The 20,952-nt window shown below is 55.5% G+C and carries 23 protein-coding genes; 16 read left to right on the forward strand and 7 right to left on the reverse strand.

What is annotated here, in order from left to right; translation table 11 throughout:
• The 3 genes from ABLU88_RS26700 to ABLU88_RS26710 all read right to left on the reverse strand — a co-directional run bounded on the left by ABLU88_RS26700 (nt 1) and on the right by ABLU88_RS26710 (nt 3,605).
• Nucleotides 1–660 (reverse strand): molecular chaperone, encoded by a 660-nt coding sequence (locus ABLU88_RS26700; RefSeq protein WP_033836968.1) that lies wholly within the window; start codon nt 658–660, stop codon nt 1–3.
• Nucleotides 661–823: 163 nt separating this feature from the next.
• Nucleotides 824–1,420: a fimbrial protein gene (locus ABLU88_RS26705; protein ID WP_014226488.1), complete on the reverse strand. Its 597-nt coding sequence runs from the start codon at nt 1,418–1,420 to the stop codon at nt 824–826.
• 664 nt (nt 1,421–2,084) lie between these two features.
• Nucleotides 2,085–3,605 carry an aldehyde dehydrogenase family protein gene (locus ABLU88_RS26710; RefSeq protein ID WP_025107297.1) on the reverse strand — a complete coding sequence of 507 codons (1,521 nt, stop codon included), beginning with the start codon at nt 3,603–3,605 and terminating at the stop codon, nt 2,085–2,087.
• 249 nt (nt 3,606–3,854) lie between these two features.
• On the opposite strand from ABLU88_RS26710, the gene ABLU88_RS26715 reads away from it, so the two are divergent.
• The gene (locus ABLU88_RS26715) at nt 3,855–5,642 is read left to right on the forward strand and encodes a sigma-54-dependent Fis family transcriptional regulator (RefSeq protein ID WP_025107296.1); all 1,788 of its coding nucleotides are present in this window, start codon (nt 3,855–3,857) and stop codon (nt 5,640–5,642) included.
• Between the two features lie 13 nt (nt 5,643–5,655).
• Here the strand turns inward: ABLU88_RS26715 and ABLU88_RS26720 are convergent, their stop codons facing one another.
• Entirely contained in the window at nt 5,656–6,252 is a 597-nt protein-coding gene (locus tag ABLU88_RS26720; protein WP_025107295.1) for a phosphatase PAP2 family protein, read from the reverse strand.
• Between the two features lie 182 nt (nt 6,253–6,434).
• Between ABLU88_RS26720 and ABLU88_RS26725 the strand changes: the two genes are divergently transcribed.
• The 3 genes from ABLU88_RS26725 (at nt 6,435) to ABLU88_RS26735 (ending at nt 7,536) form a co-directional block, all read left to right on the forward strand.
• Nucleotides 6,435–6,734 (forward strand): metalloregulator ArsR/SmtB family transcription factor, encoded by a 300-nt coding sequence (locus ABLU88_RS26725; RefSeq protein ID WP_014226491.1) that lies wholly within the window; start codon nt 6,435–6,437, stop codon nt 6,732–6,734.
• A gap of 9 nt (nt 6,735–6,743) precedes the next feature.
• Nucleotides 6,744–7,265, forward strand: coding sequence for a rhodanese family protein (locus ABLU88_RS26730; RefSeq protein WP_014226492.1), 522 nt, complete (start codon nt 6,744–6,746; stop codon nt 7,263–7,265).
• 91 nt (nt 7,266–7,356) lie between these two features.
• Complete coding sequence (locus ABLU88_RS26735) at nt 7,357–7,536, forward strand: hypothetical protein (protein WP_014226493.1); 180 nt, start codon at nt 7,357–7,359, stop codon at nt 7,534–7,536.
• Between the two features lie 46 nt (nt 7,537–7,582).
• Here ABLU88_RS26735 and stpA read toward each other — a convergent pair whose 3' ends face one another.
• A complete protein-coding gene (gene stpA, locus ABLU88_RS26740) occupies nt 7,583–7,984 on the reverse strand; it encodes a DNA-binding protein StpA (protein WP_014839288.1) in 402 nt (133 codons plus the stop codon).
• A gap of 705 nt (nt 7,985–8,689) precedes the next feature.
• Here stpA and alaE point away from each other — a divergent pair.
• Entirely contained in the window at nt 8,690–9,139 is a 450-nt protein-coding gene (gene alaE / locus ABLU88_RS26745; protein ID WP_014839290.1) for an L-alanine exporter AlaE, read from the forward strand.
• Between the two features lie 41 nt (nt 9,140–9,180).
• On the opposite strand, the gene ABLU88_RS26750 is transcribed toward alaE, so the two are convergent.
• Nucleotides 9,181–9,531, reverse strand: a complete 351-nt coding sequence (locus ABLU88_RS26750) for a DUF2002 family protein (protein WP_004123942.1) — start codon at nt 9,529–9,531, stop codon at nt 9,181–9,183.
• A gap of 149 nt (nt 9,532–9,680) precedes the next feature.
• Here ABLU88_RS26750 and ABLU88_RS26755 point away from each other — a divergent pair, with 149 nt between their 5' ends.
• Nucleotides 9,681–10,007, forward strand: coding sequence for a DUF883 family protein (locus ABLU88_RS26755; RefSeq protein ID WP_004123945.1), 327 nt, complete (start codon nt 9,681–9,683; stop codon nt 10,005–10,007).
• Between the two features lie 63 nt (nt 10,008–10,070).
• Here ABLU88_RS26755 and ABLU88_RS26760 read toward each other — a convergent pair whose 3' ends face one another.
• On the reverse strand, nt 10,071–11,429 hold the full coding sequence (locus ABLU88_RS26760; protein WP_057173705.1) for a PLP-dependent aminotransferase family protein: 1,359 nt from the start codon (nt 11,427–11,429) through the stop codon (nt 10,071–10,073).
• 87 nt (nt 11,430–11,516) lie between these two features.
• On the opposite strand from ABLU88_RS26760, the gene ABLU88_RS26765 reads away from it, so the two are divergent.
• The 10 genes from ABLU88_RS26765 (at nt 11,517) to ygaH (ending at nt 20,886) form a co-directional block, all read left to right on the forward strand.
• The gene (locus tag ABLU88_RS26765; protein ID WP_004853446.1) at nt 11,517–11,948 is read left to right on the forward strand and encodes a carboxymuconolactone decarboxylase family protein; all 432 of its coding nucleotides are present in this window, start codon (nt 11,517–11,519) and stop codon (nt 11,946–11,948) included.
• 182 nt (nt 11,949–12,130) lie between these two features.
• Entirely contained in the window at nt 12,131–12,376 is a 246-nt protein-coding gene (gene nrdH, locus ABLU88_RS26770) for a glutaredoxin-like protein NrdH (protein WP_004853449.1), read from the forward strand.
• A complete protein-coding gene (gene nrdI / locus ABLU88_RS26775; protein WP_025107293.1) occupies nt 12,373–12,783 on the forward strand; it encodes a class Ib ribonucleoside-diphosphate reductase assembly flavoprotein NrdI in 411 nt (136 codons plus the stop codon). Before nrdH ends, nrdI begins: the two co-directional genes overlap by 4 nt.
• Nucleotides 12,756–14,900, forward strand: coding sequence for a class 1b ribonucleoside-diphosphate reductase subunit alpha (nrdE, locus tag ABLU88_RS26780; RefSeq protein WP_025107292.1), 2,145 nt, complete (start codon nt 12,756–12,758; stop codon nt 14,898–14,900). Before nrdI ends, nrdE begins: the two co-directional genes overlap by 28 nt.
• A 10-nt stretch (nt 14,901–14,910) precedes the next feature.
• Nucleotides 14,911–15,873 (forward strand): class 1b ribonucleoside-diphosphate reductase subunit beta, encoded by a 963-nt coding sequence (gene nrdF / locus ABLU88_RS26785; protein WP_014226498.1) that lies wholly within the window; start codon nt 14,911–14,913, stop codon nt 15,871–15,873.
• A 345-nt stretch (nt 15,874–16,218) separates the two neighbouring features.
• Complete coding sequence (proV, locus tag ABLU88_RS26790; RefSeq protein ID WP_014226499.1) at nt 16,219–17,421, forward strand: glycine betaine/L-proline ABC transporter ATP-binding protein ProV; 1,203 nt, start codon at nt 16,219–16,221, stop codon at nt 17,419–17,421.
• The gene (gene proW, locus ABLU88_RS26795) at nt 17,414–18,478 is read left to right on the forward strand and encodes a glycine betaine/L-proline ABC transporter permease ProW (protein ID WP_004853456.1); all 1,065 of its coding nucleotides are present in this window, start codon (nt 17,414–17,416) and stop codon (nt 18,476–18,478) included. The genes proV and proW overlap by 8 nt, the downstream gene beginning before the upstream one ends.
• 62 nt (nt 18,479–18,540) lie before the next feature.
• Entirely contained in the window at nt 18,541–19,536 is a 996-nt protein-coding gene (proX, locus tag ABLU88_RS26800; RefSeq protein ID WP_014226500.1) for a glycine betaine/L-proline ABC transporter substrate-binding protein ProX, read from the forward strand.
• A gap of 278 nt (nt 19,537–19,814) precedes the next feature.
• Nucleotides 19,815–20,561 carry an AzlC family ABC transporter permease gene (locus ABLU88_RS26805; protein ID WP_048260163.1) on the forward strand — a complete coding sequence of 249 codons (747 nt, stop codon included), beginning with the start codon at nt 19,815–19,817 and terminating at the stop codon, nt 20,559–20,561.
• A complete protein-coding gene (ygaH, locus tag ABLU88_RS26810) occupies nt 20,551–20,886 on the forward strand; it encodes an L-valine transporter subunit YgaH (RefSeq protein WP_009652550.1) in 336 nt (111 codons plus the stop codon). Before ABLU88_RS26805 ends, ygaH begins: the two co-directional genes overlap by 11 nt.
• The last annotated feature ends 66 nt before the right edge of the window (nt 20,887–20,952 follow it).

The raw sequence follows: 20,952 nt of genomic DNA on the forward strand, positions 1-20,952 counted from the left end.
TTACTGTTGCGCGTAATCCGTAATACCACCGAAGTCATTAATGGCGCGCCATTTAACTACCCCGGAATGAGTAATCGGCCACGCTTTATGATCAAAGGGGCCAATCATGCCGGGTTGCGGAATATCTGTACCGCCAACCGAAATAACAAAAAAGGAGACAAAATAGGGCGTCGGGTTTTGGGCAACCAGCCTGGAACCTTCAATGTTAAACGTCAGCTTGCGCCATGCATCGTCAGGCTCGCCCGCCAGACCATTCGGGCGATAGAAGATCTTAAACTTTGATTTAATATTGACCTGAAGCTTGTTCACTTCATCTTGTTTCGTTGGTGCAATACTTTTCACATTGAGCCAAAAAACGGATTCGCGATCGGTGGGCAGCGTTCCACCAATATAGTTAATACGCAATACGTTCTGCTGTTCAGGATCGAGACGGAAAAGCGGCGGCGTCACAATAAAAGGCACCCGGCTTTTATTGTTTTCCGTATAGTTTTCTACCCACGATTGCACCAGATAAGGTGAATGAGTATCAGCGTTGGTGACCGATATTGCGGCTTCACGTTTCCCTTCCTGATAAACAACACGGGTTCCTCCCATGACAATACCGGCCTGTGCCGCAGTTGATAGCAATAAAAAGGCTATCGCGGCGATCGTTCGTTTCATAATGACTACCGTCCGGGAATAATAAAAGCGGGTATCACTGCCTGAAGCTGATAAATAATCTGCATTAATTATGCCGACCCTATTTCAGCCGGGCGGCGGCGGCTGGCGGCTTACCCGGCGTGGGAAGCCATGAATAACCGCAGCTTTACCCGCTTCCAGGGTATTAGTTGTAAACCATATTGAAGTTGGCCGTACCGTTGGCAGAACCGGCGGAAACCGCGCTGGTTGAGACATAGTCAGCAAAGAATTCCAGATCGGCGGTACCCGTTGCCGCGCCGCTCGCGCCAGCGGTAACGCTGTGGCCGCGTGAGACGGCGCCGAGATCAACCGGCGTCGACTTATCATCTTCATACAGCTTTATCGCTACCCCACTTGCGGTACCGTTAATCGCCAGCAGATCGCTATTGTTGGTATCGCGGGTACCGTCAAACAGCACCGAGACGGTGGTAACGGTAGAAGGACAATCTTTCACTTTGATATGGAAGGCGGTTTTGGTCGTTTCAGAACCTGCGCCGGTAAAATAGCTGCTCGCCCATTTCCCCAGATCGACGCTCTGATTTGCGCTGGTGCTATCAACATTACAGGAGGAATCGGTAATCGATCCGGTAAATTCGACCTGCCCACCCGTCCCCTGCGTGCCCGCATTAGAACCGGGGTTAACGGTCATTGCCGATCTGGCGGGTTGTGAAGGCGAGGATAATGCGCTAGCGGACACCAGAGCACCGACAAACATTGCCATAATACGAAATTGCGTTTTCATTATTCATCTCATCTCTAACTTATATTTTCGACAGATTGCGCGCGAGGGATTAAGCCCCGGGCAAATCTGCGTGCAGATCCTCCATGTTAATAATATTCGCGTTCCGTCCGCAGGACATCAGGCAGCAAAAATAAGCTGCTTAATTGGCTATTTTGATAAAAAGAAGTTCTTCGGCGAAATTGATAAACCCTTTATTAAGGTAACAAATAAATACTATCCCTACCGATTACAAATCGCAATATTTTGTTATGTTAATGAAATGCTGTTTTATTTTACATATAAAGATAATATTAAAAACATTATGCGCATTGTTAATTAATGCAACCAAAAATCACGATGCAATAACATCAAAAAGCAACATCAGGCGGTGTAATTTAACAATCACCCCTAATTTCACCGCGATTTTTCGGCAATAATTCTGTGAGCGGACTGGGTTTTTATAGAATATTAGGATAAATCTTAGATTGGCTTTTATCTTATTTTCGTTGTCGAATAAACAATAATCACGCGAGTCATTATAAGCAGGAGATATTGATGACAAGTGTATTTCATCTGAAAGCCGGAGAGGAAAGATGAATAACAATACTTTCTTTGTGGAATAATAAACCCGCAATCGATGCTGAAGATTGCGGGTTATCCTAAAATAAATAGCTGACAGGGACGATCAGAACAGGCCCAGCGGCGCGGTACCGTAGCTCACCAGCAGGTTCTTCGTCTGCTGATAGGCATTGAGCGCCATCTTATGGGTTTCGCGCCCTACGCCGGACTGTTTGTAGCCGCCGAACGCGGCGTGCGCAGGGTAGATGTGATAGCAGTTGGTCCACACCCGACCGGCCTTAATGCCGCGCCCCATGCGATAAGCCAGGTTGGTATCCCGCGTCCACACCCCGGCCCCAAGGCCAAACTGGGTTTGGTTTGCAATAGCCAGCGCCTCGGCTTCATCTTTAAAGGTGGTGACGCCGATAACCGGGCCAAAGATCTCCTCCTGGAAGCTGCGCATATCGTTGCGGCCCTGAATCAGCGTCGGCTGAATATAGAAACCGTTATCCAGTTCGGCAGAGATGCTGGCGCGTTCGCCGCCGGTCAGGATCTTTCCGCCTTCATCGCGAGCGATCTTAATATAGGAAAGGATCTTATCGAACTGCTGACGCGACGCCTGCGCGCCGATCATCGTATCGGTATCAAAGGGGTCGCCGCGGCGAATTTGCGCCACCTTCTCCATGACCCGCGCCATAAAGGGCTCGTAAATAGACTCCTGAATCAGCGCGCGGGACGGGCAGGTGCAGACCTCGCCCTGATTAAAGAAGCCCAGAACCAGGCCTTCAACCGCCTTCTCGATATACTCTTCTTCGCCTTCCATCACGTCGGCAAAGTAGATGTTCGGCGATTTACCGCCCAGCTCAACGGTACAGGGGATAATGTTTTCCGCCGCGCAGGCCATGATATGGCGGCCTACCGGCGTTGAGCCGGTAAAGGCGATTTTGGCGATGCGTTTACTGGTTGCCAGCGCTTCGCCCGCCTCTTTGCCAAATCCCTGAACCACGTTAAGGACGCCCGCCGGGAACAGATCGCCAATAATCTCCAGCAGCAATGTAATGCTGAGCGGCGTCTGCTCTGCCGGTTTCAGCACCACGCAGTTGCCCGCAGCCAGCGCCGGAGCGAGCTTCCAGGCGGCCATCAGCAGCGGGAAGTTCCACGGAATAATTTGTCCGACCACGCCGAGAGGCTCATGGAAGTGATAAGCCACCGTCGTTTCATCAATCTCCGCCGTGCTTCCCTCCTGCGCGCGCAGGCAGCCGGCGAAATAGCGGAAGTGATCGACCGCCAGCGGCAGGTCGGCGTTGAGGGTTTCGCGGATCGGCTTACCGTTATCCCAGCTCTCCGCTACCGCCAGATATTCCAGATTGGCCTCAATACGGTCGGCAACCTGCAGCAGCAGATTAGCGCGGTGCTGAGCCGACGTTTTGCCCCAGGCGTCGGCGGCCCGGTGCGCCGCATCAAGGGCGAAGTCGATATCTTTGGCATCAGAACGCGGAAACTGCCCGATGTTGCTACCGTCGACCGGGGAGGTATTCATAAAGAATTCTCCACCGATGGGTTCAACAAATTTACCGTCAATAAAGTTACCGTAGGCTGACTTCAGTGAAACCAAAGCGCCCGGTGTGTCAGGATGAGCATAACGCATCGCGAATCTCCTTCATGTAGGGTTGAGGGCAGCGGCATATTAGTTTTGTACGGCGGCTCGCTGCGTCTCTCGTCTATTGCAGGGGTTATGCCATTTTTTATATTTTAAAAAAGAAATTAATTTTCAATAAATTAGATAGGTCACGTCACTTTCTGTCGCACAGAATCTCTCTTATGTGTCGCAAATCGCAACACCACGAAAACCATATAGCTACAATATTGCAACACAAATTAAACGACGAGGTGTCCCGTGCCAGGAAATCCGTTTGCCCTGACGCCAGAGATCGAAGCGAACCCGCTGCTCAGCGACTCCTGGTGCCGTAGCCAGCGCTATGGCCTCGACCCCGCCACGGATGACTTCCCTCGCCTGCACGCCAGCGAACTGGCCGACAGGCTCGCCAGACACAGCCGCCTGCAAACGCTGGCCCAGCCGGTCGTTAATGAGCTATCCCGCAAAGTCAACGCTCTGCAATCCGTCGTGGTTCTCTCTGACGCCAGCGGTCTGGTTTTGCAAACCTTTGGCGATACGCACGCCATGCAGAAAGCGCAGCGCTTCGCTTTAGCGCCGGGCAACCTGTGGAGCGAAAGCGGACGCGGAACCAACGCCATTGGCACCGCGCTGGCGATTGACGACAGCTGCGAAATCGATGGCCGCCAGCATTTTCTGACCAGTAACCAGGGTCTTTATTGCGCCGCCGTGCCGCTGCAAAGTCCCGATGGCAAAATAGCCGGGGTGCTGGATATCTCCGGCCCGGCCCGGTACCCGCACGCCCGCACGCTGGCGTGGGTAAAAGGCGCCGCGAAGCAGATAGAATATCTGTGGGTTAAACAGAGTCTGCATCCGCAACAGTGGCTGATGAGCCTGCATCCTCAGCTGGAAAAGCTCGACGGCGTCGACGAATGTCTGCTGGTCTTTACCGACAATGTGCTGATGGCGGCTAACCGGCTGGCGATGCGCGAGTTCTCACTTAACGCAGATCGGTTCGGCCACCTCACGTTCCAGCAGCTTTTTCCGCAGCTGCGGCAAACCGCCGTCAGCGTACCGCTGCCGCTCGTCGCCGGAGATCGAAACTACTATTACCGTCTACGCGCTCCCGTGACCGCTGGCGTGGCAGTGACCGCGCGCCCCACCCTCGAGCTGCCTTTCTCCAGCCAGCGCGAAGGCGAAAAGCTGCTGCGCCTGCTTAACGCCGGGATTGGGTTGTGTATCGAAGGCGAAACCGGCTGCGGCAAAGAGTACGTCAGCCGTACCCTGCATCGGCACAGCCGCTGGAGCGGCGGCAAATTCGTCGCCATCAACTGCGCCGCGCTGCCGGAATCACTGATTGAATCCGAGCTGTTTGGCTACCAGCCCGGGGCGTTTACCGGCGCAAACAAAAACGGCTACATCGGCAAGATTCGCGAAGCCGACGGCGGCGTACTGTTTCTTGATGAGATTGGCGATATGCCGTTAACGCTTCAGACCCGGCTGCTGAGGATCTTACAGGAGAAAGAGGTCACGCCGCTTGGCGCCAGCCAGAGCTCGCCGGTTAATTTCGCGGTGATTTGCGCCACCCACCGCAATCTGGCGCAGCGCGTCGCGGAAGGGACCTTCCGCGAAGACCTGCTCTACCGCCTGCGTGAGTTTGCTTTAACGCTGCCGCCCTTGCGCGAATGGCCTGAACTATCCGGGTTTATCCAACGATTGTGGCGCGAGCTGGGCGGAGAAAAGCGTCGCATCGCGCTGGCCCCGGAAGTTGTGCAACACCTGACGTCTCATCCCTGGCCGGGCAACGTCCGCCAGCTGCAAAGTGTGTTGAGGGTACTGCTGGCCCTCGCCGAAGAGGGTGAAACGCTGGGGATAGATGATTTGCCCCAGGAGTATCGAAGCCCGCCCGCCGCCCGCCCGCTGCGCGGGCTTCAGCAGCACGATGCGCAGCTGATTGCCGACACGCTGGCAAGCTATAACGGCAACATCAGTAAGGCCGCGCAGGCGTTAGGCGTCGCGCGCAGTACGCTGTATCGCCGTGCGGCCCGTCGCGGAAGCCATAGCGCATAGCCTTCTGATTCGCTCAGGGCGTGAAGCGCGGCGGTAGCCAGGCGAACAGGCGTCTGCTTATCGCTTCACACAGGGAGGTTAAGCGGTGCCCAATGCCCGACCAGATAAGCTTCGCGACGCAGACGCCGCAGGCTGAAACCAACGCCGCCCCCACCATGTCCAGCGGAAAGTGAACCCCAAGAAAGATCCGCGACCAGGCCACGGGCAGCGCCGCCAGCAGCAGAAAGAGCCCCGCGGCGCGTGAGCGCAGCGAGAGCAGTGCAAACGCGGCGCTAAACATCACCGTGCCGTGGTCGCTCGGGAAAGAGTTATCCGCCGGATGATTTATCCAGGTATGGCCGAGCGGGATCATAAACGGCCGCGGATGAAACAGCAGCATTCCGCAGATCGATCCCAATCCCAGCGCGATCAGAATACTCAAGGTACAAAACAGCGCCTGCCGATGACCCTGCCGCCCGCCGGAAAACCACAGCCAGAGCAGAATGGCCGGAACCACAAAGATGATCCCGCTCGCTGAAAAACGTGCCAGTGCCAGGATCGCCTCCGGCGTGCCGGGCGATGCGTTCAGCGCTAAAAAGGCGCTTTGATTAAGGGTTTCCAGTGCGTTCATGGCGGTAGCTCGCGACAGTCTTATTTCCGTCATTATCGCCACCCTGGCTTAAGTTACGCTTAACCCGGCGCTCAAGAATCGTCCTGGTTTTGGCCACGCTGCTTAGCCACAGCGGCAGCCATTGCTGGCGTAATACGCTTTTTTATTTTAGACTTTACTAAATTTAGAAAAGACTAAAATAAATGAATACACCCGAACAGCTACAGGCCAGCGCCGGTGAAGCCGCCGCGCTGCTGAAAGCCATGAGCCATCCCAGCAGGCTATTGATTCTGTGCATGCTATGCGATGCGCCGGGCACCAGCGCCGGCGAACTGGCGCGGATAACCGGGCTGAGCCCCTCCGCAACTTCCCAGCATCTGGCGCGGATGCGTGATGAAGGCCTGATCGGCTGCGAACGTCAGGCGCAGCGCATTCACTACTTCATTACCCGGCCAGCGGTTCAGCAAATCGTCGCCGCGCTGAAGTCAATCTATTGTCCTTAAGGAGCCTTTATGCCTATTGCTACTCTTTCGCCTGCCGAAGCCCAGGCGCTCGTCGCCCGGGGCGGCCGGCTGATCGATATCCGCGATGCCGATGAATACGCCCGCGAGCATATTCCCGGAGCGGAGCTCGTGCCGCTGGCGACGCTGACGAATGGCGCAGCGCTGCACGCCAGTCCCGAAGAGACGATTATTTTTCACTGTCAGGCGGGATCGCGCACCCAAAATAACGCGGCCCGTCTGGCGCAGGCCGCCGCACCGGCGCAGGTAAAGCTGCTGGCTGGCGGAATTCAGGCGTGGAAAGCGGCCGGTCTGCCGGTGAAAGAGGATAAATCACAGCCGCTGCCGCTTATGCGTCAGGTACAGATCGTCGCCGGCGCCCTGATTTTGCTTGGCGTCGCTTTAGGTTATGCTTTCAGCAGCGGCTTTTTTCTGCTTAGCGCCTTCGTCGGCGCCGGCTTAACCTTTGCCGGTATTACCGGGTTTTGCGGTATGGCGCGTCTTTTGGCTTTGATGCCCTGGAACCGTCGCTAGCCTCTACCTCTTTTGAGAGACTGTTGGTAACGCTTTTGCTGAGCTATGGTTATGTCAGCGAAAAGATTCATCAGCACACAGGAGAAGCAGTATGTTTTCAGTCGGTGACCTGGTACAACCGCGCGCGGGTGGGCCAAAACTTAAAGTCGTTGAAGTCCAGGACGATCGCATTATTGCCGTTCAGGCAAGCAACGAGCAGGGTGAGAAATATACGCTGAAGGCCGCCGATGTGACGGCTTATAAAGAAGACGGCGATTTTGGCGTGTGCTGATTAAGCCGGCTAACGATAACGGTGGGTCTCCCCACCGTTTTCAATATTAGATCAGGAAGCTATCGAGGGATTTTCCCTCAGCCACCGCTTTAGCCAGCGGCTTCGGCATACGTCCCTGCCCGGTCCAGGTTTTCTCGGCGCCGGTATGGTCGGTAAAACGATATTTAGCCGGACGCGGCTGGCGCTTTTTGCTCCCTTTCGGGGAAGCGCTATTGTAGCCCGCTAATTGTTCAGGGGTAATGCCGTCAGCCATCATTAATTCCAGCCAGGTATTTATTTTTTCCTGATGTTCTGCGCGCAGCGCCTGAGCCGCCTGCTCCTCAGCGCGTTTTTCTTCAGTGACGGTCCTTAGCTTTGCCAGCATATCTTCAAGCACGTCAATGGAGAATTCACGGGACATGGCGCGAAGTGAACGGATATTATTCAATTTCTCTAATAGTAATGACATATAATTCAAAAAATTCCCAAATAGCAAATGAAACAAAGATTACGGCGCTAGTTTAATTGATATGATAATGTATTTCCAGCCTTTCACTAATTCCTGATATAGCACCAGAAATGTTTAGCAATTAATAAGGCAAACAAATCGATAAAAGCGAAATTATCAACACTGAATAAATTCTTTTGCAAATAATACTATTCGCCAGGCAACGTCTTTATCTTATTACCTGTATGCTCAGCAGGTTATCCGTATATTTACGGTTGCGCCTCGCAGGGCGCTACGGGCGTTTATAGAATAGTCATGCAAAAAATCCGAATGTCCACCCAGCAGACAAATCAGCATATAATGCTGCCATTCCTCTTTTATACGTGTAAAAAACGCCAAAAGTGACACAACTCACACCGCTACGCGATTCTGTCGCGAAATCCCCCCTTACAACCCGGATTGGCTCTCATCTATATGACGTATTTATTTTACAACCAATTGAAAAACAATAAAAAAATCAGTAAAGAGAACAAAAGTAGCGTAACGAACAAAAAATAGCCTGACGCAGAGTATTTTATCGACCAAAAGCCTTTAAATAAAAATTTATAGCTAGTTGCCTCTTTTAATGCAGAGATATAATCTACGCACATCAAAACAGGCACCCAAAAACGCTGAATAACCGCGAATCTTTTGGCATTATCGACTTCATTTTCGAGGAGCATACCAATGTTCTCTGCGCAGTCCCGCTTGCGTCATGCGGTAGCAGACACCTTTGCGATGGTGGTGTACTGCACCGTTGTGAACATGATGATCGAAATTTTTCTCTCCGGAATGACTTTCCAGCAGTCGTTATCTTCGAGACTGGTGGCGATTCCGGTGAACATTATTATTGCCGTGCCTTACGGTTTTTATCGCGATTTCGCGATGCGCCAGGCGCGCCGCATTAGCCCGTCCGGCTGGATGAAGAATATTGCGGATGTGGTGGCCTATGTGACGTTCCAGTCGCCGGTATACGTCGCGATTCTGCTGGTTGTCGGCGCCGACTGGCATCAGATCGCCGCGGCGGTAAGTTCCAACATCGTGGTATCGATGATGATGGGCGCAGCGTACGGCTATTTCCTCGACTACTGCCGCCGCCTGTTTCGCGTCAGCCCCTATCAGCAGGCCAAAGCCTGAGTTGATACAAAAAAGCGACTGGTTCAGCCAGCCGCTTTTTGTCAGCTATACTGCGTTTCGCCAAACAGGCCACTCAGAAAACGCTCAAGCGCCATGCGCGAACTGAACCCGTGTGGAATACCATAATGCTGCTGAGCATCGCCCGCTAAATAGAGCGGGAACTGCTCGTAGTGATCGCAGGTTTTGATATCCGACGCGGGCTCCGCAAGCGTTGTGCTGCGCTCTTTTAAAGCCGGATGAATAATTAACGCGGTACGCCCCATACGAGCTTCACGGTTCACATAAACATAATTATCGCCACGGCGATAGCCGTACGCTTTTTGCGTCACAACATCCATGGTGAAGCCGGCTTTTTCAAGAACACGCGCCACCTCATCGGGTCTTAAATACATACTCATTCCTCATTATCTTTTACCGCACGTTAACCTTACCTTATTCATTAAAGGCAACGCTTTCGGAATATTCCATAAAGGGCTATTTACAGCATAATTCAAAAACTTGTCCTACACTTATAGACTCAATGGAATTAAGGGAGAAACCAATGGCCAACCGAGCAAACCGCAACAACGTAGAAGAGAGCGCTGAAGATATCCATAATGATGTCAGCCAATTAGCGGATACGCTGGAAGAGGTGCTGAAATCATGGGGCAGCGACGCCAAGGACGAAGCGGAGGCCGCGCGTAAAAAAGCGCAGGCGCTGCTGAAAGAGACCCGCGCGCGGCTTAACGGCAATAACCGCGTTCAGCAGGCGGCGTGCGATGCCATGGGCTGCGCAGACAGCTACGTGCGCGATAAACCGTGGCAAAGCGTCGGCGCCGCAGCTGCCGTTGGGGTATTTATTGGCGTATTGCTGAATTTACGTCGATAATAAAACAGCCAGACCCATGAAGATAACAAATACGCGTCTACCCCTGCACTGCAGGGGTTTTTGTTATCTCTGCGGGTAAAGCGCGACATAAAGCTTACGCACAGCCTGATTCGCCATTTCTGCCGACGTCAGGTTGGTGAAGCTCATTATCAGCCCCCCTTCTCCCCGAGTCTCCATCCGCCAGTCGCTCAGCGCCTGTACGGCCAGACCGGCCCGTCTGGCGCGCTGCGCCAGAGGCCGATCGTCTCCGACAACCCTGACCACCATCTGGATCCCGCCCGCCTGAGGCACGACGGTGAATCCCTGCGCCCGCAGCGCCGACTCAAGCCACAGTCGGCGCTGGGCATAGCTGGCGCGCATTTTCTTCAGATGCCGCCAGAAGTGGCCTTCGCGAATAAAATCCGCCAGCGTCTGCTGCCACAGCGTCGGCACGCTACAGCACATCAGCGCGGCCTGTTCACGAAACGGCGCCACCAGCGGCTCAGGCACCACCAGCCAGGCCGCGCGTAATGCCGGGAACAAAGACTTGCTGAACGCCCCGGCATAGATGACCCGCTGCGGGGCGTCGAGGCTTTTCAGCGGCGGCAGCGGCTTACCGTGATAGCGGAATTCGCTATCGTAATCATCTTCGATAATCCACGCGTTATTCTGCGCCGCCCATAGCAGGAGCTGTCTGCGCCTGGCCAGCGATAGCGCCACGCCGAGCGGGCTTTGATGAGCCGGGGTCAGCAGCGCGAAATGGGCACTCGGGTAATGCCGCTGCGCCCAGGGAATATCCATCCCGTCGTCGTCGACCGGAACGGGATTGATCGCCACCCCCTCGTCGTTCACTACCGGCCGGATCAGCGGAAACCCCGGATCTTCCATCCACATTTGCTGGCCAGGCCGCGCCAGCGTGCGCAAAATAAGGCGCATCGAGGCCGCGTAGCAACCGGTGATCAAGACCTGCTCAGACCGACACTCAATACTGCGCGACAGACGCAAATAATCGACGATCGCCCGGCGAAGCGTCGGTTCACCGCTGGGATCGCCTGGCGCGAGGTCAAAACGCGTTTGTGTACGCAGACGCCGACCCATCACGCGCGCCCACAGGCCGCGTGGAAACAGATCCAGCGCGGGCAGCCCCAGTTGAAACGGCAGCGGCGCCGCGGGTTCATCGCCCTCGACGGGCTGAACGGGCGCGTTTTGCTGCGGCAGCAGCCGATCGCTGACAAAGGTCCCCGCCTGTCCGCGCCGCTCCAGCCATCCCTGCGCCACCAGATCTCCCCAGGCGTTCTCAATCGTCGCCCGCGACACGCCAAGCTCCTGAGCATAGACCCGACTTGCAGGCAGCCTGCTGCCCGGAGCCAGCTCACCGCGCTCAATCGCCTGCTTAAGCTGTCGGGCAATGCGCTGGTAGTGCGGAATTTTTTTACCGTCCATCATGGTCTGCTTTTTTCATCGCAATATGGCTATCTTATGCAGTCCATTATAGTGCTATTTTCCTCGCGTCTTAATGAGGAGAGTAAAATGAACACACTACGTCAGCCGTACAATGAACTGAGCCCGGAAGTCTATAACGCCCTGGTTCAGGCCAAAATTGCGCTGGAAAAAAGCGAGCTGGATGGCGCGCTGATCGAGCTGGTGTATTTGCGGGTATCGCAAATCAACGGCTGCGCCTTCTGTCTGGAGATGCACAGCAAAGCCCTGCGTAAATCCGGCGTCGCGCAAAACAAGCTGGACGCGCTGGCAGGCTGGCGGGTGAGCGCCCATTTCAGCGATGCGGAACGCGCGGCGCTGGCGTGGGCGGAATCGGTGACCCATATCGCCGAAAGCCATGCGGAAGACGCCGTTTATCAGCCGCTGCTGGACCATTTCAGCGCCCGCCAGATCAGCGATCTGACCTTCGCCATCAGCCTGATGAACGCCTTTAATCGTCTGGCGGTGAGTATGCGCCTGTAATTTCACGGCAAGAATTCCCGCCCCCCGCCGGATCCTCCCGCGGGGGCTAACCTTTACAAAAACCATATATATTGAGTTGTTGAACTTTTAAATAACTACATCTAGTATTTCCTTCAACGATAACCCATAGCAGGCGACATCAATTTTACGTCGTACTGTTATCTTAAATGGAAATACGAATCATGCGCATTACTATTTACACTAAAAACGACTGCGTGCAATGCCATGCCACTAAACGGGCCATGGAAACCCGCGGGTTTGAATTCGACATGATCAACATCGACCACCATCCTGAAGCCGTCGATATGCTGCGCGAGCAGGGTTTCCGTCAGCTGCCGGTGGTGATTGCCGGAGAGACCCGCTGGTCCGGCTTCCGTCCCGATATGATCAATCGCCTGCGCCCGACAGCGTCAGCGGCCAGCGTATGAGCCTGATCGTCTACTTCTCCAGCAGTTCCGAAAATACGCACCGGTTCGTCCAGCGTCTGGGGCTGCCCGCCGTGCGTATACCGCTTAACGAACGCGAGCACATCCAGGTAGACGAACCCTACATTCTTATCGTCCCCAGCTATGGCGGCGGCGGCACGGCGGGCGCGGTCCCCCGGCAGGCGATCCGTTTCCTCAACGATCCGCATAACCGCCAGCTCATTCGCGGCGTCATCGCCGCGGGCAATCGTAATTTTGGCGAGGCCTACGGCCGGGCAGGCGACGTCATCAAGCAGAAATGCGGCGTACCGTATCTCTATCGCTTTGAGCTGATGGGCACCCCGCAAGATGTCGACAACGTGCGTAAAGGAGTAAGCGAATTTTGGCAACGACAACCGCAGAACGTATAACCACCGAGGCGCCGGATTTCCACGCCCTCAACGCGATGCTGAATCTCTACGACAGCAACGGCCGCATTCCGTTTGACAAAGACCATCAGGCGGTAGCGGCGTTTATGGCCAACCACGTTGAGCCGAATACCGTGCCCTTTACCAGCCAGGACGACAAGCTGACGTGGCTGGTCGCCGAAGGCTATTACGACGCCAGGGTGCTGGCCCGCTACGATCGCTCGTTTATTCATGCGCTGTTCGCGTACGCTCAGGACTACGGTTTTCGCTTCCAGACGTTTCTCGGCGCATGGAAGTTCTATACCAGCTACGCGCTGAAAACCTTCGATGGTAAGCGCTACCTTGAAGGCTTTGGCGACCGCACCTGCATGGTAGCCCTGGCCCTGGCGCAGGGTAACGAGGCGCTGGCCCGGCAGCTAACCGATGAGATCCTCTCCGGACGTTTTCAGCCCGCCACGCCGACGTTCCTCAACGCGGGTAAACAGCAGCGCGGCGAGCTGGTCTCCTGCTTTCTGCTGCGCATCGAAGACAATATGGAATCCATTGGCCGGGCGGTGAACTCGGCGCTACAGCTATCCAAGCGCGGCGGCGGCGTGGCGTTTCTGCTCTCCAATCTTCGCGAAGCCGGGGCGCCAATCAAGCGCATCGAGAATCAGTCCTCCGGCGTGGTACCGGTGATGAAAATGCTGGAAGACGCCTTCTCCTACGCCAACCAGCTCGGCGCGCGCCAGGGGGCCGGCGCGGTCTATCTGCACGCCCATCATCCCGATATCCTGCGTTTCCTTGATACCAAACGCGAGAACGCCGATGAAAAAATCCGCATTAAAACGCTCTCGCTCGGGGTGGTGATTCCGGATATCACCTTTCAGCTAGCGAAAGAAGATGCGCAGATGGCGCTCTTCTCGCCCTACGACGTCGAGCGCCTGTACGGTAGACCGTTCGGCGATATCGCGGTAAGCGAAATGTATGCACAACTGGTGGCCGACGCGCGGGTCAGCAAGCGCTGGATCCGCGCCCGCGATCTGTTCCAGCGGCTGGCGGAAATTCAGTTTGAATCCGGCTATCCGTACATCATGTTTGAAGACACGGTTAATCGCGCGAACCCAATTGCCGGGCGCATCAATATGAGCAACCTGTGCTCGGAGATCCTACAGGTTAACGCGCCTTCTACCTTTGACGAAAACCTGGATTACGCCAGCATCGGCCAGGATATCTCCTGCAACCTCGGCTCGCTGAATATCGCCCATACTATGGACTCTCCTGATTTCGCCCGCACGGTTGAGGTCGCGGTGCGCGGTCTGACCGCGGTGTCCGAAATGAGCGATATCCGTTCGGTACCGTCGGTCGCGGCGGGCAATGCCGCCTCGCACGCCATCGGCCTTGGGCAGATGAATCTGCACGGCTATCTGGCGCGCGAAGGTATTGCCTACGGCAGCGAAGCGGGGCTGGATTTCACCAATTTCTATTTCTATACCATCACCTGGCACGCGCTGCGTACCTCGATGCTGATAGCGCGGGAAAAAGGCACGCGTTTTGCCGGATTCGAGCAGTCGCGGTACGCCAGCGGTGATTATTTCCGCCCCTACCTGGAAGGCGACTGGCAGCCGAAAACGGCGAAAGTCCGCGCGCTGTTTGCCCGTGCCGGTATTGTCCTGCCCGACCGCGATATGTGGCGGCAGCTGCGCGATGACGTGATGCGCTACGGCATTTATAACCGCAACCTGCAGGCGGTGCCGCCGACGGGCTCTATTTCGTACATCAACCACGCGACCTCCAGCATCCATCCGATCGTGTCGAAGATAGAGATCCGCAAGGAGGGGAAAACCGGACGCGTTTACTATCCGGCGCCGTTTATGACCAACGACAACCTGGCGCTGTATCAGGACGCTTACGAAATCGGCCCGCAGAAGATCATCGACACCTACGCCGAGGCGACGCGCCATGTCGATCAGGGGCTGTCGCTGACCCTATTCTTCCCCGATACCGCCACCACGCGCGATATCAATAAAGCGCAAATCTACGCGTGGAAGAAAGGCATCAAAACGCTCTATTACATCCGTCTGCGCCAGCTGGCGCTGGAAGGTACCGAAATCGAAGGCTGCGTGTCCTGCGCGCTGTAAGGAGAACAGGATGACCCATTTATCGCGCATCAGCGCCATCAACTGGAACAAAATTGAAGATGATAAGGATCTGGAGGTCTGGAATCGGCTGACCAGCAACTTCTGGTTGCCGGAGAAGGTGCCGCTGTCTAACGATATCCCCGCCTGGCAAACGCTCACGCCGGCGGAACAGCAGCTAACGATTCGCGTCTTCACCGGCCTGACGCTGCTCGATACCATCCAGAATACCGTTGGCGCCCCGGCGCTGATGGCCGACGCCCTCACCCCGCATGAGGAAGCGGTGCTGTCGAACGTCAGCTTTATGGAGGCGGTGCACGCCCGCTCCTACAGCTCCATTTTCTCGACGCTCTGCCAGACCAAAGACGTCGATGCCGCCTATGCCTGGAGCGAACAAAACGCGCCGCTGCAGCGCAAAGCGCAGCTGATGCTGGAGTACTATCAGGCAGATGAACCGCTGAAGAAAAAAATCGCCAGCGTCTTTCTCGAATCGTTCCTCTTCTACTCCGGCTTCTGGCTGCCGATGTACTTCTCCAGCCGGGGGAAGATGACCAACACCGCCGATCTGATTCGCCTGATCATCCGCGATGAAGCGGTACACGGTTATTACATTGGCTACAAATTCCAGAAAGGGCTGGAAATAGTCAGCGCCGAGAAGCGCGAGGAGATGAAAAACTTCGCCCTCGACCTGTTGATGGATCTGTATGACAACGAACTGGCCTACACCCGCGAACTGTACGCCGATAGCGGCTGGATTGAGGAGGTCAACGCCTTTCTCTGCTACAACGCCAATAAGGCGCTGATGAACCTCGGCTACGAGGCGCTGTTCCCGGCGGAAATGGCCGCCGTCAATCCGGCGATCCTCGCCGCGCTTTCGCCGAATGCCGACGAAAACCACGACTTCTTTTCCGGTTCAGGTTCATCGTATGTGATGGGAAAAGCGGAAGAAACCGTCGACGGCGATTGGGACTTTTAGCCTTACTTTCACCAGGAATATATCAGCATATTTCCTGGTGATTTATTTCACATTATTTGTTTTCGCCTCACTCAATATCTTTCGGTCATCACCGTGTCATATTCAACAGCATGCCCTCGATTTTCGCCTGAATTAACGCAACATAACTAAAAAATATCGACCACAAGTCATTCGCGCTCAGCCCTTATATCACGGGGGATGCACCGGAATTCTCCCTTGCGCATTTCCCTGGCAACGCCACATAAAGGGTTGTCACAGATTCTCAGTATGTTAGGGTGTAAAAAAGCAATTATCATCACCGGGTACCGTATCGATATTAATAAATAACAGGAAACACTCTATTGCATGGCAATTAAATTAGAAATCAAGAATCTCTATAAGATATTTGGCGAGCACCCGCAGCGGGCTTTCAAATATATCGATAAAGGACTATCGAAAGAACAAATACTGGAAAAGACGGGGTTATCGCTTGGCGTAAAGAACGCCAGTCTGACCATTGAAGAAGGCGAGATATTCGTCATCATGGGGCTCTCCGGATCGGGGAAATCTACCATGGTTCGCCTTCTCAATCGCCTGATTGAACCCACCCGCGGCCAGGTCCTGATCGACGGCGTCGATATCGCTAAAATCTCTGACGCCGAGCTCCGCGAGGTGCGCAGAAAAAAAATTGCGATGGTTTTTCAATCCTTTGCGCTTATGCCGCATATGACCGTGCTCGACAACGCTGCTTTCGGCATGGAGCTGGCCGGCGTGCCGACTCAGGAACGCCAGGAGAAAGCGCTGGAGGCGCTGCGCCAGGTCGGCCTGGAAAACTATGCTCATGCCTACCCGGACGAACTCTCCGGCGGCATGCGCCAGCGCGTTGGTCTCGCCCGCGCGCTGGCGATTAATCCCGATATTCTGTTAATGGATGAAGCCTTCTCCGCGCTCGACCCGTTAATTCGTACCGAGATGCAGGATGAGCTCACTAAATTACAGGCCAGACATCAGCGTACCGTGGTCTTTATTTCCCACGATCTTGATGAAGCCATGCGTATTGGCGATCGGATTGCCATTATGCAAAATGGTGAAGTGGTTCAGGTCGGCACGCCGGATGAAATACTCAATAATCCGGCCAATGATTATGTCCGAACCTTCTTCCGCGGCGTCGATATTAGCCAGGTGTTCAGCGCCAAAGATATTGCCCGCCGTAGCCCGGTGGGGCTGATTCGCAAAACGCCCGGCTTTGGCCCGCGTTCCGCGCTGAAATTGCTGCAGGATGAAGACCGCGAATATGGCTACGTCATTGAACGCGGGAATAAGTTTGTTGGCATTGTCTCCATTGATTCCCTGAAAGCCGCGCTAAGCGAAGGTCAGGGAATTGATGCGGCGTTAATCGACTCACCGCAGGCGGTGGATGCGCAAACGCCGCTCAGCGAGCTGCTCTCTCACGTCGGCCATGCACCGTGCGCGGTGCCGGTTGTCGACGAGGGGCACCAGTACATCGGCATCATTTCCAAACGGATGCTGCTGCAGGCTTTAGATCGCGAGGGGGCAAACAATGGCTGATCAATCTAACCCGTGGGACACCGCACCGGCGGCGGATAGCGCAGCGCAATCCGCCGATGCCTGGGGCACCTCTACGCCGGCGCCGACCGATGGCGGAGGTGCCGACTGGCTGAGCAGCGCGCCCGCGCCGCAGCCGGAACACTTCAATATTATGGACCCGTTCCATAAAACGCTGATCCCACTCGACAGCTGGGTCACGCACGGTATCGACTGGGTCGTGATGCATTTTCGTCCGGTATTCCAGGGAATACGCGTACCGGTGGATTACATCCTGAGCGCCTTCCAGCAGCTGCTGCTGGGTATGCCGGCGCCGGTGGCGATTATTATTTTCTCGCTGATTGCCTGGCAGATTTCCAGCGTCGGCATGGGCGCGGCGACGCTGATTTCGCTGATCGCTATCGGCGCTATCGGCGCCTGGTCGCAGGCGATGGTGACCCTGGCGCTGGTGCTGACCGCGCTGCTGTTTTGTATGCTGATCGGCCTGCCGCTTGGGATATGGCTGGCGCGGAGCCCGCGGGCGGCGAAAATTATCCGTCCGCTGCTCGACGCGATGCAGACCACGCCGGCGTTTGTCTATCTGGTGCCCATTGTGATGCTGTTCGGTATCGGCAACGTTCCGGGCGTGGTGGTCACCATTATCTTCGCCCTGCCGCCGATTGTTCGTCTGACCATTCTGGGGATTAACCAGGTGCCGGCGGATCTGATTGAAGCGTCGCGCTCCTTCGGCGCCAGCCCGCGTCAGCTGTTGTTTAAGGTTCAGCTACCGCTGGCCATGCCGACGATTATGGCCGGGGTAAACCAGACGCTGATGCTGGCCCTGTCGATGGTGGTCATCGCCTCAATGATTGCCGTTGGCGGTCTCGGCCAGATGGTACTGCGCGGCATCGGTCGCCTTGATATGGGCCTGGCCACCGTTGGCGGCGTCGGGATTGTTATCCTCGCCATTATTCTTGACCGTCTGACTCAGGCCGTAGGACGGGACTCGCGCAGCCGCGGCAACCGCCGCTGGTATGCAACCGGCCCACTGGGGCTGATAACTCGCCCTTTCTGTAAATAAGAGTCCATCCCCCCGACAGCCGGGGGGATAGACTTCCCTTCTGATAAGTAAAAGGAACAACGATGCGACATACAGCGATCCTTGCCACAGCGTTAACCGCCCTCATTTCCACCACCGCCTTCGCGGCGGATCTGCCTGGCAAAGGCATTACCGTTAAGCCGATTCAGAGCACCATTTCGGAAGAGACCTTCCAGACCCTGCTGGTCAGCCGCGCGCTGGAGAAACTCGGTTATACCGTCGATAAGCCGAGCGAAGTGGATTACAACGTTGGCTATACTTCGCTCGCCTCCGGCGACGCCACTTTTACCGCCGTCAACTGGCAGCCCCTGCACGACGATATGTACGCTGCCGCCGGCGGGGATAAAAAGTTCTATCGCGAAGGCGTGTTTGTGAACGGCGCGGCGCAGGGCTATCTGATTGATAAGAAAACGGCCGAGCAGTACCACATTAAATCTATCGATCAGTTAAAAGACCCGAAAATCGCCAAACTGTTTGACACCAACGGCGACGGCAAAGCCGACCTGACCGGCTGCACCCCGGGCTGGGGCTGTGAAGCGGTGATCAACCATCAGCTTGATGCCTATGGCCTGAATAATACCGTCACCCACAATCAGGGTAACTATGCCGCCATGATGGCCGACACCATTGCCCGTTATAAAGAGGGCAAGCCGGTCATCTACTACACCTGGACACCTTACTGGGTCAGCGATGTGCTGAAGCCGGGTAAAGACGTCGTCTGGCTGCAGGTGCCATTCTCCTCCCTGCCGGGTGTGCAAAAAAACATCGACACGAAGCTCTCTAATGGCGCCAACTACGGCTTCCCGGTCAGCACCATGCATATCGTCGCCAATAAGGCCTGGGCCGAGAAAAACCCGGCGGCGGCGAAGCTGTTTAGCATCATGAAGCTGCCGATTGCCGACATCAACGCCGAGAATGCCATGATGCACGAGGGACATGGTTCAGAAGCAGATATCCAAGGCCACGTCGACGGCTGGATCAAAGCCCACCAGCAGCAGTTTGACGGCTGGGTGAACGAAGCGCTGGCCGCGCAGAAATAGTCTCCCACTTTATAGCCAATTCCCGGAGGCGATGCTACGCATCTGCCCGGGCTACAAAAGCCGTAGCCCGGGCAAGGCGCTTTGCGCCGCCCCCGGGGAAGACCGCATCCTGCACAACACGACATCTCCTGTTCTAAATGATGGATTGATATGCAAATAAACTGCATAACTTTAGCCATCAACGTTTTCGTTACTGTTAAGCCGCACCGCTCTCTGCTAAGGTAAATCCACCTGTTTAATCATGTGATTTTCACGTGAGTTATCAATAAGCAATTCCTATGGAAAATCCTGACGCATTGACGCACTCTCCTCCCGCTGACGCGGCCACGCTGGCTGAAGGCCTGAAAGACAGCCTGCCGATCGTCATCAGCTATATCCCCGTGGCCTTCGCCTTCGGCCTCAACGCCACTAAGCTCGGCTTCACTCCGCTGGAAAGTCTGTTTTTCTCCTGCATTATTTACGCCGGCGCCAGCCAGTTCGTGATCACCGCGATGCTGGCGGCGGGAAGCTCGCTGTGGGTCGCCGCGCTCACCGTCATGGCGATGGACGTTCGCCACGTTCTCTACGGCCCTTCCCTGCGCAGCCGCATCCAGCGCGCGATGAGCAAGAAAAAAACCGCGGTATGGGCATTCGGCCTGACCGATGAGGTCTTTGCCGCCGCCACCGCTAAACTGGTACGCGACAATCGACGCTGGAGCGAAAACTGGATGATCGGTATCGCTTTGATGTCCTGGGCGTCATGGGTCTTCGGTACGCTGATCGGCGCTTATTCGGGCAGCGGCCTGCTGACCGACTTTCCGGCGGTGGAAGCGGCGCTGGGCTTTATGCTTCCCGCGCTGTTTATGAGCTTTTTGCTGGCTTCTTTCCAGCGCAAGCAGTCGCTTAGCGTAACCGCCGCGCTGGCAGGGGCGCTGGGGGGGATCATCCTGTTTTCCATTCCCGCCGCCATCCTTGCCGGGATCGTCTGCGGCTGTCTGACCGCGCTGGTGCAGGCCAGCATTGAGGGGATGCCCGATGAACAGTGATGTTTTAATTATCGGCGTCGTGGTCGGCTGCGTAAATTATCTGTTCCGCTATCTGCCGCTGCGCCTGCGCGCCGGGAACGCGCGTCCGACGCGTCGCGGGCCGGTCAGCGTGCTGCTGGACACCATCGGCATCGCCTCTATTTGCGCGCTGCTGGTGGTCTCCAGCGTACCGGAAATTCTCCACGATGCCCGCCGCCTGCTGCCCACGCTGGCTGGCTTCGCCGTGCTGGGCCTGGCTTTCTGGAAAACGCGCAGCATTATTTTGCCTACACTATTAAGCGCCCTAACCTACGGTGTTGTCTGGAAAATCGGCACATGGCTATAAGCTTAAAGTATCAATTTCTGTCAATAATTCATTTGATTTATTTGTCACAATAGTTATTATATCGAC

This window comes from Klebsiella sp. GW_Kp182 (assembly GCF_040062275.1).
GTDB classification, from domain to species: Bacteria; Pseudomonadota; Gammaproteobacteria; order Enterobacterales; family Enterobacteriaceae; genus Klebsiella; species Klebsiella michiganensis.

Bases quoted from the DNA above. Each gene is read 5' to 3' on its own strand.
- ABLU88_RS26700 (WP_033836968.1), bottom strand. From the start codon at position 660: ATGAAACGAACGATCGCCGCGATAGCCTTTTTATTGCTATCAACTGCG.
- ABLU88_RS26705 (WP_014226488.1), bottom strand. From the start codon at position 1,420: ATGAAAACGCAATTTCGTATTATGGCAATGTTTGTCGGTGCTCTGGTG.
- ABLU88_RS26710 (WP_025107297.1), bottom strand. From the start codon at position 3,605: ATGCGTTATGCTCATCCTGACACACCGGGCGCTTTGGTTTCACTGAAG.
- ABLU88_RS26720 (WP_025107295.1), bottom strand. From the start codon at position 6,252: ATGAACGCACTGGAAACCCTTAATCAAAGCGCCTTTTTAGCGCTGAAC.
- ABLU88_RS26725 (WP_014226491.1), top strand. From the start codon at position 6,435: ATGAATACACCCGAACAGCTACAGGCCAGCGCCGGTGAAGCCGCCGCG.
- ABLU88_RS26730 (WP_014226492.1), top strand. From the start codon at position 6,744: ATGCCTATTGCTACTCTTTCGCCTGCCGAAGCCCAGGCGCTCGTCGCC.
- ABLU88_RS26735 (WP_014226493.1), top strand. From the start codon at position 7,357: ATGTTTTCAGTCGGTGACCTGGTACAACCGCGCGCGGGTGGGCCAAAA.
- stpA (WP_014839288.1), bottom strand. From the start codon at position 7,984: ATGTCATTACTATTAGAGAAATTGAATAATATCCGTTCACTTCGCGCC.
- alaE (WP_014839290.1), top strand. From the start codon at position 8,690: ATGTTCTCTGCGCAGTCCCGCTTGCGTCATGCGGTAGCAGACACCTTT.
- ABLU88_RS26750 (WP_004123942.1), bottom strand. From the start codon at position 9,531: ATGTATTTAAGACCCGATGAGGTGGCGCGTGTTCTTGAAAAAGCCGGC.
- ABLU88_RS26755 (WP_004123945.1), top strand. From the start codon at position 9,681: ATGGCCAACCGAGCAAACCGCAACAACGTAGAAGAGAGCGCTGAAGAT.
- ABLU88_RS26760 (WP_057173705.1), bottom strand. From the start codon at position 11,429: ATGGACGGTAAAAAAATTCCGCACTACCAGCGCATTGCCCGACAGCTT.
- ABLU88_RS26765 (WP_004853446.1), top strand. From the start codon at position 11,517: ATGAACACACTACGTCAGCCGTACAATGAACTGAGCCCGGAAGTCTAT.
- nrdH (WP_004853449.1), top strand. From the start codon at position 12,131: ATGCGCATTACTATTTACACTAAAAACGACTGCGTGCAATGCCATGCC.
- nrdI (WP_025107293.1), top strand. From the start codon at position 12,373: ATGAGCCTGATCGTCTACTTCTCCAGCAGTTCCGAAAATACGCACCGG.
- nrdF (WP_014226498.1), top strand. From the start codon at position 14,911: ATGACCCATTTATCGCGCATCAGCGCCATCAACTGGAACAAAATTGAA.
- proV (WP_014226499.1), top strand. From the start codon at position 16,219: ATGGCAATTAAATTAGAAATCAAGAATCTCTATAAGATATTTGGCGAG.
- proW (WP_004853456.1), top strand. From the start codon at position 17,414: ATGGCTGATCAATCTAACCCGTGGGACACCGCACCGGCGGCGGATAGC.
- proX (WP_014226500.1), top strand. From the start codon at position 18,541: ATGCGACATACAGCGATCCTTGCCACAGCGTTAACCGCCCTCATTTCC.
- ABLU88_RS26805 (WP_048260163.1), top strand. From the start codon at position 19,815: ATGGAAAATCCTGACGCATTGACGCACTCTCCTCCCGCTGACGCGGCC.
- ygaH (WP_009652550.1), top strand. From the start codon at position 20,551: ATGAACAGTGATGTTTTAATTATCGGCGTCGTGGTCGGCTGCGTAAAT.